Here is a 14,018-nt window from a genome sequence, read left to right as displayed (position 1 = left end):
TACAAAGAGCTGTTATTTTCTTATAATAGATTTAATAAGGAAAATAATAAAGGAAGCCCGATTATGAAGCCAACAATTAAAGATATTGCTCAACGGGCCCATGTTTCAACGGCCACCGTTTCTCGTGTTTTATCCAAAAAAGCGAAATCCTACCGTCCCGAAACTGCGGCTAAGATTGAAGCAATCGCTAAAGAACTAGGATACAAGAAAAACCTCGCAGCGGCTGAATTAGCTGCCAACAGCAGTATGTTAATTGCCGTCATCTTAAATAATACTCAAACGAATTTTTCAAATGATATCATCGCTGCTATTCAAGCAGAAACAGATAAAGCTGGTTACCAAATGTTTATTCTTTACGCCGGGAACCATGATGCCCGACTGCTTAATCAAGCAATTAGCGTTGCCCTCGAACGACACGTTGCCGGTATTCTGCTAGTCGCAACTTCCCTCGATGAACAAGCCGCTCGCACCCTACGAGAAAGTAATACTCCTTGCCGGTTAGTATCGGTCTATGATGAAGATGATCCCCGGTATACTGGATTTAAATTTACAAGTTCAAATAACGAGGAAATTGGTTATTCAGCCGCTAACTATTTAATTGAACGCGGACACTCCCGAATTGGATTAGCCGGCATTGATCGTTCTTCAACTGGAAAGCAGCGACTTCATGGCTACCAACGGTCACTGACTGAACACGGCTTGATTCCTCATATGGAATGGGTTGAATATGGCGATTACAGTTTTGGTCCTCAACAAAACATGCTCAAAACACTAATGAATAAGGATCTTGACGCGATCATCACAGCTAGTGATATGGTGGCCGTGGGCATGATCAGAGAGGCTCATTTACTAGGCCTTGATATTCCGAAAGACCTATCATTTATTAGTATCGATGGGACTTTTCTCTGTGATATCACCATTCCAACTATTACAAGCGTAACCCAGGACTTTTATCAAATGGGACTCATTGCAGTTAGGAGCCTATTGAACGATGATGACTCACAATTTATCCCAGTCCATATCACACCGCGAAATAGCGTAAGACTCCTAAGCGAAAAATCATTAGAATATTAGAAAGTCGCGATTTTAATTGAAACAAACCGCGACTTTTTATCATTCTTTTTTGCAAGCGGTTGCACAAAAAGAATAAGTTTGTTATATTAATCGTGTAAGAGCTTACACCAGCTCGAATTGCAATTATTTTATACATTTTTTCGTTAGGAGTTGTTTTTCATGAGTCAAGATGAGTCTGTTGTACTTAACCAAGACCAAGAAACTTCGACGACTGGATTACCAATCTTACCAAAGAGTACCATCTGGATGATTAACTTTGGTTTCCTTGGGGTTCAAATCGCCTTTACGTTACAAGGTTCGCAAATGAGCCGGATTTTCCAAACAATTGGTGCTAATCCTAATAATTTGGGATGGTTCTTCTTACTTCCACCACTTGCAGGATTGATCGTGCAGCCAATCATTGGTTATTACTCTGACCGAACATGGGCGCCCAAGCTTGGTGGTCGGCGTCTTCCCTACTTGTTAATTGGGATGGTCATTGCCGTCATCGTTATGATTTTACTGCCTAATTCAGGAAGTTTCGGCTTTGGATACGGTTCGTTAGCAGCCCTCTGGTTTGGGGCTATTACCGTTGCCTTCCTTGATCTTTCATCAAATATGGCAATGCAGCCATTCAAGATGATGGTTGGTGATATGGTTAATGATGACCAAAAGAGTTATGCATACGGGATCCAAAGTTTAATTTGTAATACTGGTGCCGTTTTAGCAGCCATTTTCCCATTCCTTTTGACATGGTGGGGTGTATCAAACACTGCTAAAAAGGGTGTCGTTCCCCAATCAGTTGTAATTTCGTTCTACGTTGGCGCTGTTATTTTAGTCATCACCTGTCTCTTTACTATCTTCCGGGTTCACGAATATGATCCCGCAACTTATGCTCGTTACCATGGCATTTCAGAGGAAGATAATAAAAAAGGCGGAAACTGGTTTACCCTCTTAAAGCATGCTCCACGGGTATTTTGGAATGTCGCATTAGTTCAATTCTTCTGCTGGTTCTCTTTCCAATACCTTTCAACTTATGCGGTTGGGGCCATCGCTAAGAATGTTTGGTTAACCACGAATGCTTCTTCTGCTGCCTACCAAGCTGCTGGTAACTGGTACGGTGTTATGACTGCGGTTCAATCAATTGCGGCAGTTGTGTGGTCATATGTTTTGGCTAAAGTTCCTAATAACCACCACAAAGCTGGCTATGCTTTCAGTCTTTTGCTCGGGGCTATTGGGTACACATCAATCTTCTTTATCCATTCACAAAACGCCCTTATCTTCTCCTTCGTTTTGATCGGAATTGCTTGGGCTTCAATGAACACTTACCCATTAACAATGGTTACAAATGCCTTATCTGGTAAACACATGGGTACTTACCTTGGCCTATTTAATGGTTCAATCTGTGTACCACAAATGGTTGCCTCACTACTTAGTTTTGGTCTCTTCCCATTACTTGGTAGTTCCCAAGTCAACATGATGCTTGTTACCGGTATTTCTGCCCTCTTAGGTGCAATTTCAGTTCTCTTTATCAAGGAAACTTACCAAGCCTAATTATTCTAAATAAAGTAGAGTTTGCAGACAAAATTTGCAGACTCTACTTTTATTTTAAATAAGATTTGTTATAATACCTAAAAGTCTTTATGCAGTTTTTTGTTTATAATAAACATATTTTTTGCATAAAAATTCATTAATAACTTGACAAAAGCATAAAATTACAGTAGTTTAGTATCAATCATTATCCTTTAATTTGGTCCCGTGAGGCTAACAAGGGCAGCGTTGTATTACTAACATTGAATCATACATATATATTCAATTTTTCGTATACGCTTAAGCCCATTACCAATGGTTTAAGCGTTTTTTATTAAACTTTTTTACAACGTGCAACTAGTTTATGTGATCAGTGGAAGGGTTTTGCAAGAAAGGATGAAACTCATGAAACGATATTTAATTCTAGAAGATGGTACTGTCTATACCGGCGAGGGTTTTGGCGCTACCAAGGCAACTCTTGGTGAGGTTGTCTTCACAACAGGGATGGTCGGCTATCAAGAAGCAATTACCGATCAATCATTTGCCAATCAGATTTTAGTCTTTACCAATCCCCTCATTGGCAACTATGGGATTAATAGTGAAGATAACGAAACATTGTATCCTCAAATCAAGGGCGTAATTTGTCATCATGTTGCTCGTGTTCCCAGCAACTGGCGCATGACCGACTCACTCCCTAATTTCTTAGCAAAGCACCACATTCCTGGCCTCCAAGGAATTGATACACGTGAACTAGTCCGTAAGCTTCGTCAATATGGAACATTGCGCGGAATTATGACCGATAATATTACCGATATTAAAGATAAGATTGAACAGTTAAAACAAACTTCGCCAACCCAGAACATTATTAGCAAAGTATCTACTAAGGAATCCTACGCTAATCCGGGAACTAAGCGAACTGTTGTTGTTCTTGACTTCGGGATGAAAAATAGCATTCTCCGTGAATTAAATAAAAGAAACTGCAATGCAATTGTCCTTCCTTATAACACCTCGATCAGTGAAATAATGGCGTTCAATCCAGACGGTATCCTCCTTTCCAACGGGCCTGGTGATCCGCTTGAAATGACAGACGCAGCTGCAACCGTCGCGGAATTAGAAAAACATCTTCCCATTTTCGGCATTTGCATGGGCCATCAAATCTTTGCCCTAGCTAATGGTGCCAAAACTTATAAGATGAAATTTGGTCACCGCGGTTTTAATCATCCCGTCCGTAATCTCCAAACAGGAAAGATCGCATTCACCTCCCAAAATCATGGCTTTGCGGTTGATCCATCCTCCATTGATGATACTGACCTCCAAATCACCCACCTTGAAGTGAACGATGGCACGGTTGAAGGACTCCAGCATTCAAAGTATCCTGCATTTTCCGTTCAGTTCCATCCAGACGCTGCGCCAGGACCCCACGATGCTGAACAGCTTTTTGATAAATTCATGGCATTAATTGACAGTAATAAGGAGGTCCTCACCTATGCCTAAACGAACTGATATTCATAAAATTCTTGTCATCGGGTCTGGTCCTATTATTATTGGCCAAGCAGCTGAATTTGATTATTCTGGCACGCAGGCTTGTCTTGCCCTCCGCGAAGAAGGATACGAAACCATCCTTGTTAATTCTAATCCAGCAACAATCATGACTGATAAGGAAATTGCTGATCATGTCTACATCGAACCATTAACGGTTGAATCCCTCTCTCGAATTATCCGTCAAGAATATCCCGATGCAATTTTACCAACCCTTGGCGGACAAATCGGCCTCAACTTAGCTGTCTCTTTATCTGAAACTGGTCTCCTTGACGAATTAGGAATTGAACTTCTTGGAACTAAGCTGGATTCGATTGATGAAGCAGAAGACCGCGAAAAATTTAAGGAATTAATGAATGAACTTGGTGAACCTGTTCCCGCCTCGCAGACAGTTAATACTGTTGATGAAGCAGTCGAATTCGCACACCAATGTGGATATCCAGTAATCGTCCGTCCAGCCTTTACCATGGGTGGTACAGGCGGTGGGATCTGCCATAATGATGCAGAAATGCGTACCGTTGCCAAGAATGGCTTGGAATTATCCCCCGTCACCCAATGTTTAATTGAAAAGTCAATCGCTGGTTATAAGGAAATCGAGTTTGAAGTAATGCGGGATGCAGCTGACAATGTAATGGTCGTTTGTTGTATGGAAAACTTTGACCCAGTGGGAATTCATACCGGTGACTCCATCGTATTTGCCCCTAATCAGACCCTTAGTGATCGCGAATACCAGATGCTCCGTGATTGCGCGCTCAAGCTGATCCGTGCCCTCAAAATCGAAGGGGGATGTAACGTCCAACTGGCCCTTGATCCGCAAAGTTTCCAGTATAACGTTATCGAAGTTAATCCACGGGTTTCCCGTTCGTCTGCTCTTGCTTCGAAGGCAACGGGTTATCCAATCGCTAAAATGGCTGCTAAAATTGCGGTTGGCCTTACCCTCGATGAAATTAAGAATCCCGTTACCAAGACGACTTTTGCTGAATTTGAACCGGCACTTGACTATGTTGTCTGCAAAATTCCCCGCTGGCCGTTTGATAAGTTTACTCAGGCTGATCGACACCTGGGCAGCCAGATGAAAGCCACGGGAGAAGTAATGGCAATTGGTCGGACAGCTGAGGAAGCTCTCCATAAGGCTGTCCGCTCACTTGAAATTGATGAAAAAGACCTCTTTTCAGCAGAAGCTCATCATGCGCCAACAGATATGCTTGAAAAGAAGTTACGTTATCCCCAAGATGATCGGTTATTTTATTTAGCAGAAACATTTCGGCGTGGGTACTCCCTTCAGCAAACTCATGACTTAACTAAGATTTCCCCTTATTTCCTCGATATCGTCAAACACTTGGTGGAACTTGAAGACGATCTTAGTACCAAGCCATTTGATGTGGAAACACTGATAACCAGCAAAAAATACGGCTTTAGCGATGCAACAATTGCCCGCCTTTGGCATACTTCCTCACAAGAAGTTCGGAAATTCCGAAAACAAAATGAAGTTCTCCCCGTATATAAGATGATCGATACCTGTGCTGCTGAATTTGCTTCTTCAACCCCTTATTTCTACAGCGCATATGACCATGAAAATGAAAGCCAACGGACAAAGAAGCCATCTATCCTTGTCCTTGGCTCAGGGCCAATCCGGATCGGTCAAGGAGTTGAGTTTGACTATGCGACCGTTCATAGCGTTAAGGCAATTCAACGGGCTGGCTATGAAGCAATTGTCATCAATTCGAATCCAGAAACTGTTTCGACAGATTTCTCGGTTTCAGATAAACTCTATTTCGAGCCCCTCACGCTTGAAGATGTCCTAAACGTGATTGATCTCGAACAACCAGTAGGCGTGATCGTGCAATTTGGTGGACAAACAGCGATTAATTTAGCAGAAGGTCTTGCTAAAAATGGGGTTAATATTCTTGGAACAACCGTTGACGATCTTGATGCCGCTGAAGATCGAGAAGTATTCGATCAAGTTATCACTGATCTAAATCTTAAGCAGCCAATCGGTTTAACCGCAACTACTCACTCTGCCGTTATCAAAGCGGCTGAAAAAATCGGCTATCCCGTTCTTGTTCGTCCAAGTTATGTTCTCGGTGGTAAGGCCATGGAGACTGTTTATAATCAAGAAGAACTGCAACAATACCTTCAACAAAACGCCTCCATTACTGCTGATCACCCTATTTTAATCGATGCCTACCTTGAAGGACGGGAATGTGAAGTAGACGCAATTTGCGATGGAAAGGACGTCCTTATCCCTGGAATAATGGAACATATTGAACATGCGGGCGTTCACTCAGGAGATTCAATGGCAGTTTATCCCCCACAACATTTTAATGATGACATTAAACGACAAATCGTTACTGCTACCGAAAAATTAGCAGTTGCGCTTAAATGTATCGGCATCATGAACATCCAATTTATTGTTCATAATCATGAGGTGTACATCCTTGAAGTTAATCCGCGAGCTAGTCGAACAGTGCCATTCCTCAGCAAGATTACGGGAATCGAAATGGCCCAAGTCGCTACCAGAGTTATCCTTGGCCAGTCCCTTGCTGATCAAGGCTTTACTAACGGTCTTTATCCAGAACCACAAACCATTCATGTTAAAGCTCCTGTCTTTAGTTTTAACAAGTTAGCGAACGTTGATTCTTACCTCAGTCCAGAAATGAAATCGACAGGCGAAGTGATGGGGACAGATACCACCTATGAAAAAGCACTTCATAAAGCCTTTTCTGGCGCACATATTCAAGTCCCTAACGATGGTAAAATTCTCTTTACGATTGAAAACGGGGATGAAAAAGAAGTTCTCCCACTAGCAAAACGGTTTGCTCAGATTGGCTACCAAGTTTTCACTACCCCGCAAACAGCATCGCACTTTAAAGATAACGGAATTCACATTCATCAAGAAATATCCAATATCGATGAACTCAACTGCCTCCTAAAAGCCGGGCAGATCGACCTTGTTATCAACACCATGCGCCATGATTATGAACAAGATTCACTTGGCTTTCAGATCCGCCAAAGTACAATCGCGCAAAACGTACCATTGATGACCTCACTTGATACAGTCAATGCGTTGCTGCGCGTTAAAGAAGATCAATCTTTGGAAGCAATAACAATCAAATAATCATTAAAAGCGAGACCGGATAGATTTCCAGTCCCGCTTTTTAACTATTCTATATTTAAGGAGAGATTTAATTAGTGCTATGCTTCTTTAACCGTTACCCCTTCATGAATTGCTTGGACAGCTAAAGCCCCAATAAGAAGGGAGATGCCACCAAGCAAAAGCATCATTGGTTGATTGTGACCAACAAGTGGGAAGAGGAAGAAGCTACATAACGATGCAACAATTTGCGGTACACAGATTCCAACGTTGAAGAGTCCGAGGTAGGCACCTTCATTTTTCCCGTTCAAAGATGAAGTAAGGAGGGTAAATGGAATCGTGTTGATACTGAAGTTACCAATCCCAAACATGATCATTGCAATGATTGAAGTAGTCTTAGTTGTTACAAAGGTCATCCAGACTAACCCTAAACCACCGACGATCATTCCAAATGTGTACCACTTCTTCCGTGAGCCAGCCTTGGCATGGGCATAAATTAATCCCCAAACAATACCAGCAATACTATAAACAGCAGTTAAAATCCCATACCAGTTACCGGCAGCTTGATAACCAGCAGAAGTAACATCAGACGTATGCCAAATATTACGAGCACAGGTTCCAGTCGTGTATGTCCAAACGTACATGATCGCAAACCAGCTAAACAATTGAACCAAGTTGATTTCCCAGAAAGCGCGCGGTGCCGTCTTAATCAATTTCCAAAGGCTGACTGATTTATTTTGTTCTTCGGGATCAATGTGGTGGTATTTTGCATATGTTTCCGGATCATATTCCTTAACATTAAAGACCGTCCATAATCCAGTAAACAGGAGAACCGCCGCTGCACAAAGGTATGACCAGATAACGGTGTTTGGCACAACTCCTCGTTTAGCAGTATTGGACATCCCGAACATCGTAAAGATAAATGGCAAGATCGTTGCTAAAATTCCCCCACCATTAGAAAAGACCTGTTGCCATGACCAAGCAAAGTTCTTCTGCTTGTTATTAACCATGTCACCAACAATCATCCGTGATGGCTGCATGCAAATATTACTAAATAAGTCCATCAAACATACCGCCGTCGCAGCATAAATCATCGCAGCCATTGAACCATAGCCGAAACCAAGGGAACCAGAGAATGGTAACATAATCAAAACTAATGCCGCAATTGGTGTCCCAAACAGTAGATATGGTAACCGGCGACCAAAGCGATTCCACATCCGATCTGACATCTTCCCCATAATCGGTTGCACAATCATTCCCATCAATGGTGGAAAAATGAAGAAGAAGCCAAGGTTGTTAGGATTTGCCCCAATCGTTTGACAAATCCGACTCATCTGAGAACTCTGCAGTGAGAAAGCCATGTTTATTCCCAAAAAAGCAAATGTAATCGCAAATAGCTCTTTCTTTGGTAAATCTGGCATTCCTGTATCCAGATCAACCTGCTTCGTTTCAACTTTTTGTTTCGAATTCGAAAGTGATTTATCCATGATTATTCATCCCCACTCTAGTATTGATAAACCTTAGCTTCGTATGGCCGGATAGTATCATTTTGATCATCCTCATAATTACTAATTAGTAACTTCGCATCAGCTGGCACATTATAATGGCGGTTAACAGTCTCATCAGTATAGTTCAAGATTACCAACAAAGTAGTGTTATCATCTTGCCGTGTATATGCAAAGATCTGTTCATCATCTTCATTACCAGGAACTAACGCATACTTTCCATTAGTAATTACCTGCATTGAGTGTCGTAGTTCAATCAATTTTTGATAGTAATAGAAAATTGAATTCTTATCAGCTAATGCATCTTTGACATTAATCTGCTTGTAATTTGGATTAACCTTTTCCCATGGGGTATGGTCGGAAAATCCTGCATATTCGCTATCATCCCATTGCATTGGTGTCCGTGCATTATCCCGAGAATGAATTGCAATGTACTTCATCATTGTCTTGCCATCAAGTAAATGTTGGTCATCAACAAGTTGGTGGTAGGCATTAATCGATTCAAGGTCGACGTAATCTTCAAGCTTTGGGAAATAGGCGTTAGTCATGCCAATTTCTTCCCCTTCATAGATATATGGCGTTCCTTGCATCATATGGGTCATAGTCGCTAACATCTTGGCAGATTTAACTCGATAATCTTCCGTCTGATCATTACCAAAACGTGATACAACGCGTGGCTGATCATGGTTGTTCCAATAAAGGGAGTTCCAAGCCTTGCCATACAATTTTTCTTGCCACTTCGTTAAGTTTGCCCGTAAGTCTTTAAGGGTCGTCTTGCGATCATCCCACTTGCCAAGGGCTGGATTAGGATTACTATCAAGGCCCATATGTTCAAACTGGAAAATCATATTTAATTCCTTATTATCAAGACTGGCATACTTCTCGGCATCTTCCGGTGTAGCGCCCGGTGTTTCACCAACTGTCACCATTTTATGCTTACTCATAACATTCTTATTCATTTCTTGTAAGAATTCATGAATGCGGTGACCATTTGATACTAATGGCTCAACATTGGCGTATTTCTCATCTTCGTTCTTGTTAGCATCTGGCAATCCATCCGGCTTAGAAATTAGGTTAATAACGTCCATCCGAAACCCATCGACACCCTTCGCAGCCCACCAGTTCATCATGTCATAAACAGAGTGCCGAACTTTCGGATTTTCCCAATTTAGATCTGGTTGTTCTGGAGCAAAAAGATGAAGGTAATATTGGCCGGATTCATCATCATATTTCCAAGCAGCTCCAGAGAAATACGATCCCCAATTATTTGGCTCTTCACCATTCTTACCATCACGCCAAATATAATAATCACGATATGGATTGTCTTTGCTCTTTCGTGATTCCTTAAACCAGTCATGTTGGTCAGAAGTATGGTTAACAACTAAGTCCATGACCAATTTCATTCCACGTTCATGGATGCCATCAATCAATTCTTGAAAATCATCCATGTTGCCAAGAGTTGGGTTAATTGCTTCATAGTTGCTAATATCATAACCATTATCAACTTGTGGCGACTCATAAATGGGGTTCAACCAAATGACATCAACGCCTAATTTTTTAATGTAATCAAGACGATCAATTATTCCACGAAGGTCACCGACACCATCATGATTGGTATCCTGAAAACTTTTGGGATAAATTTGATAAACAACCGATTTATTCCACCAATGATTGTTTTCCATAAAATAAAACCTCTCTCCATAAAACTACTATAATTTTCACTTTAACTATTAATGTAAACGTTTACTTAACTTTAATTAAATATTAACACCTATATTTTTAATTACAAGCATTTTATGTAAACGATTACATTTTAGTAAAAATAAAATGCCAGGATAATCTCTCCTGACACTTTATTTTTTCTATTAGAATCTCCGCAAATGACGCAACGAATGATTCGACCGTGTTGTATTTTGAAAACGACTGTGCCGGCGGGGTGGTCGTCGTCCTGGCATTGGTAATGGTGCTGCGCTTGTCTCCTCTTTCCCATCTGAAGATTCAGTTTCTTCTGTTAGATCTTCTTTAGTCTCTGCTGGTGCCGCTTGCGGAGTGATATCAAAGGAGATTGATAATTCATCCCCACCAACTGCTGCACTGACTGTAGGAGCTTCCGCCTGATTTCCTTCTTGTTCAGCAGCAGTCGCCTCTTCTTCATCATTTGAATTAAATGAAATTATATAAGCTGATGAGTCAGATTCTTCTTCAACGGCTGCATCATCTGGAACTGAAATTGCACTTTGCGGGAAATCTTCTTGAGGTTCAACTTGCTCTTCTGCAGCAACATCATTAATCGGGATATCTTCCTGGTTTTCTTCGATCGGCATTTCCTCTTCTTCCGCTTGAGAACTAGTAAACTGTTCCTGACTATCAGAAGCAGATGGAATACCAACATCTTCCGCCACTCCTTCAATTGCTGAAGATTCAAAAGGTTCTTCTTGCTTCAAGTCTTCTGTTGTGTCCGCTGTCTCCTCCGCTAACTTCTCCTTAGAAATAGCATGACCACTTGCGACCATCGAAGTGCCAGTAGCTGTTGCAGCCGTAGAATTACTCATATAAACATTTTGCTGGTCCATCCCAAATAAACGAGCCCGTAATCGTACTGTTCCATCAAGCTCATCATTATATTGGCCAACCACCCTAATAATATAGGAATCATTAGTCTGGTCTGCACCAAAATTCAACCGCATCTTGTTATCAGCAAAGGACATTGTATAAGGTGCCTCGACAAGGTGATCGCCTTCCACTACCGGGAATCGATTAGTAATATCCCGCAGTCGCTGAAGGTTTACCCCATATGATTGAGGTAATTTTAATCCCCGTGAATTACGATAAATCTCAACCCGCATTGTTGACGGTTTTACTACGGCATTAGATAACTCTTCTACTAGGTCACTCGTGTTAAAGACAATATAGGCATGATTAAGGTCTTTTTGTGCTGGATTAACATAGATAATGTCCTCAAAGAGCTGCTGATCCTTATCAAAATGCATCATCCGGCTAGAAATCCCGAGAAACATGTCGTTAGCAAGATCTGGATAGTCGATATCAATCGTAAAGTCTTTTCGGTGATCATCAACACTTATAAAACATTCCAAGCCAAATTCGTTCTCTGGAGTTGTGAGTGGATCAATTGCTAATTCTCCCTCTAATTCACCAATTATTTGGCGATGCTCGGTTACGTAATTGGTAAAAGTATAGACAAGTTCGTGCTTATCACGGTCATAGGCCCCCATCGCAATAACAACCCCATCTTGATCACTAAAGTCAGGAACTGGTTTTTCAGGATGACCATTAGGCGCAACCATCAAATTTGATGATAGCTGAATAGTAAATTGATCGGCTGGTCGGACATCTTTAGCAACCGTGAAACTAACATGCCACTTGACGGTATCTTCCCGGGTCGGATCGAGGAAAAAGTCTGATTGGGTATTAATTTTGACATTATGTAAAATATGACCATCTTCATAAAATGATCCAAATTCAACTTGATCATGCTTCAATTGTTCACGGTCTTGACTTAAATTCTCTTCTACAGTATGGTATGCCGTTGCTGATTGTCGATTTTTATCAGGTACGCTCTGTGCGATCGCCATTAGTATTTCGCATAAGTCAGCCTTAAAAAAACCGGCACGCAAATTAAGAAGTCCATAGTAAAAATTCATTGCTTGATAATTATCCATCATTCCGTCCTCATTTTCCGTCTTTAGATTATCAAAGGATAACGACCAAAGGCTTCAAAAACATTTGATTATTTTCTGCTTTTCGTCTTCTGAATATATTATAACCAATTTTGACTAAATAGCTGATAGTTGTTGCCATTGCTTCCAAGTTTTTTCTTCTGCCAATTCATCTAGATTGTCATAGGCACCAGTACTCAAGCTTTGCAGTTTATCTTGGTCTTGTAATAATTTGACAACGGTTTGAATGAACTGTCCCTGGTTATTCAAAGGAATGATCTCGCCATTTTTACCTGAAGTTACCATTTCACGTGGTCCATAAAGGTAATCATAAGAAACCACTGGTACCCCATGGTTTAAGGCCTCGCCCATCGCTAATGGCTGTGCATCGATTCGACTTGCATCAACAAATAATTGAGCTTGATCATATGCCTCATCTAATGATATTTGGTAACCGGCAAACTCAATTGCCTCGTCTAATCCAAGGCTTTTAACCTGTTTTTTATAGTTATCCATATCTTCACCAGTGCCATACCCATAGAAAGTTAGCTTACTTTCAGGTACTTGCTGATGAATCTGCGCAAACATATTGATTAGTTGACTAGTTTGCTTATCTTCTGCCAATCTTCCAACGTAAATCAATTGACCCGGTGTCCGATCAGCTTCATTAATCCGTGCATAGTTAGCAAGAACGGGGCTCCCATTAATTACATAGATTGGCACAGTATTGTGAATTTGTTGCTGGAGAATCTCCGCTTGTTTAGCAGTCATGACGATTACACCATCCCACTTGTCCGCATCCGTAGTAACAGGACCTTGCAACATCGGATTTAAGGGACCATTTATTAAGTTCTGACCATCGTTAATCTGGTTCATCGGAAGCCACAAAAATTTCTTTGCTTTTGTCATCATTGATTGAACCGGTTTAATCGCAACAGCTGGTCGGTCAGCAATAAACACATTGTTCTCGCCATTCGCCTTATTCAATTCATCTAAAAAGAAGATAAAGAGGTCTTCTAAAGAATCAAAAAAGCGATCTTGCCCCTGATAATTACGTAAGACATTCAGCGAATTAATGGGGGTATTTTCAACCGATTTTACAAAATACCGTTCAAGATACGTTTCTCCATCTGGGCGATAATAACGCGCGTAATATTCTTGTCCATCTTCACCAAAGAATTCGTCAGCTGCCTTAAAGCCACGAATATCATATTGTTGGCGAAGAGTCATGTTACCAGCAATGTCAAAGTAATCAACATGGTTAACTTGCCCAATCGTTCCAGCCGCAAAGTGAACTTCGCAAACGAGTCGGTCACCGTCTTTTACTTCGCGATAGTTATTTCCAGTTCCTACTTGATAGTCAATTGGTAAAGGCAAATCCTCAGTATGGAGCTTTTCGCCTTGGTAATCAGTCGTATTTGCAAAAAAATCATACATATTAACAATCTGGTCGTTAGTTAAGCCAAATTTTTTGATTGTATCATGAAGAACGAGGTCAAAGTCACGGGTCACCAATTTAGCTTTCCTCCCATGCTTTTTAAATAGGGCTAGTCGTTTTAATTCAGCGTGTTCAACACTGGAATTGCTACTTAATAAGTATTGATTTACAAAAAAGTACAC

8 protein-coding genes are annotated in these 14,018 nt (G+C 41.1%); 4 read left to right on the top strand and 4 right to left on the bottom strand.

What is annotated here, in order from left to right; genetic code table 11:
* Positions 1-63: 63 nt before the first annotated feature.
* The 4 genes from LREU_RS00450 to carB all read left to right on the top strand — a co-directional run bounded on the left by LREU_RS00450 (position 64) and on the right by carB (position 7,240).
* Positions 64-1,074 (top strand): LacI family DNA-binding transcriptional regulator, encoded by a 1,011-nt coding sequence (locus LREU_RS00450; protein ID WP_003669629.1) that lies wholly within the window; start codon positions 64-66, stop codon positions 1,072-1,074.
* A 159-nt stretch (positions 1,075-1,233) separates the two neighbouring features.
* Positions 1,234-2,607, top strand: coding sequence for an SLC45 family MFS transporter (locus tag LREU_RS00445; protein ID WP_003669627.1), 1,374 nt, complete (start codon positions 1,234-1,236; stop codon positions 2,605-2,607).
* Between the two features lie 381 nt (positions 2,608-2,988).
* Positions 2,989-4,077, top strand: coding sequence for a glutamine-hydrolyzing carbamoyl-phosphate synthase small subunit (gene carA, locus LREU_RS00440; protein WP_011953365.1), 1,089 nt, complete (start codon positions 2,989-2,991; stop codon positions 4,075-4,077).
* Positions 4,070-7,240 carry a carbamoyl-phosphate synthase large subunit gene (carB, locus tag LREU_RS00435; RefSeq protein WP_003669623.1) on the top strand — a complete coding sequence of 1,057 codons (3,171 nt, stop codon included), beginning with the start codon at positions 4,070-4,072 and terminating at the stop codon, positions 7,238-7,240. The genes carA and carB overlap by 8 nt, the downstream gene beginning before the upstream one ends.
* A 77-nt stretch (positions 7,241-7,317) precedes the next feature.
* Here carB and LREU_RS00430 read toward each other — a convergent pair whose 3' ends face one another.
* The 4 genes from LREU_RS00430 to LREU_RS00415 all read right to left on the bottom strand — a co-directional run bounded on the left by LREU_RS00430 (position 7,318) and on the right by LREU_RS00415 (position 14,018).
* Positions 7,318-8,703, bottom strand: a complete 1,386-nt coding sequence (locus LREU_RS00430; RefSeq protein ID WP_003669622.1) for an SLC45 family MFS transporter — start codon at positions 8,701-8,703, stop codon at positions 7,318-7,320.
* A gap of 17 nt (positions 8,704-8,720) precedes the next feature.
* Complete coding sequence (locus LREU_RS00425) at positions 8,721-10,403, bottom strand: glycoside hydrolase family 13 protein (RefSeq protein WP_003669620.1); 1,683 nt, start codon at positions 10,401-10,403, stop codon at positions 8,721-8,723.
* Between the two features lie 183 nt (positions 10,404-10,586).
* Positions 10,587-12,404: a fibrinogen-binding adhesin SdrG C-terminal domain-containing protein gene (locus tag LREU_RS00420; RefSeq protein WP_011953364.1), complete on the bottom strand. Its 1,818-nt coding sequence runs from the start codon at positions 12,402-12,404 to the stop codon at positions 10,587-10,589.
* Positions 12,405-12,515: 111 nt separating this feature from the next.
* Positions 12,516-14,018, bottom strand: coding sequence for a glycosyltransferase (locus tag LREU_RS00415; protein ID WP_003669616.1), 1,503 nt, complete (start codon positions 14,016-14,018; stop codon positions 12,516-12,518).

The sequence above is a fragment of the Limosilactobacillus reuteri subsp. reuteri genome (assembly GCF_000016825.1).
GTDB lineage: Bacteria > Bacillota > Bacilli > Lactobacillales > Lactobacillaceae > Limosilactobacillus > Limosilactobacillus reuteri.
The sequence above is the reverse complement of the archived record's forward strand: the minus strand, read 5'-3'. Positions and strand labels throughout refer to the sequence as shown.

What these genes read in the sequence shown, in the direction of transcription:
- LREU_RS00450 (WP_003669629.1), top strand. Translation starts at nt 64, where the DNA reads ATGAAGCCAACAATTAAAGATATTGCTCAACGGGCCCATGTTTCAACG.
- LREU_RS00445 (WP_003669627.1), top strand. Translation starts at nt 1,234, where the DNA reads ATGAGTCAAGATGAGTCTGTTGTACTTAACCAAGACCAAGAAACTTCG.
- carA (WP_011953365.1), top strand. Translation starts at nt 2,989, where the DNA reads ATGAAACGATATTTAATTCTAGAAGATGGTACTGTCTATACCGGCGAG.
- carB (WP_003669623.1), top strand. Translation starts at nt 4,070, where the DNA reads ATGCCTAAACGAACTGATATTCATAAAATTCTTGTCATCGGGTCTGGT.
- LREU_RS00430 (WP_003669622.1), bottom strand. Translation starts at nt 8,703, where the DNA reads ATGGATAAATCACTTTCGAATTCGAAACAAAAAGTTGAAACGAAGCAG.
- LREU_RS00425 (WP_003669620.1), bottom strand. Translation starts at nt 10,403, where the DNA reads ATGGAAAACAATCATTGGTGGAATAAATCGGTTGTTTATCAAATTTAT.
- LREU_RS00420 (WP_011953364.1), bottom strand. Translation starts at nt 12,404, where the DNA reads ATGATGGATAATTATCAAGCAATGAATTTTTACTATGGACTTCTTAAT.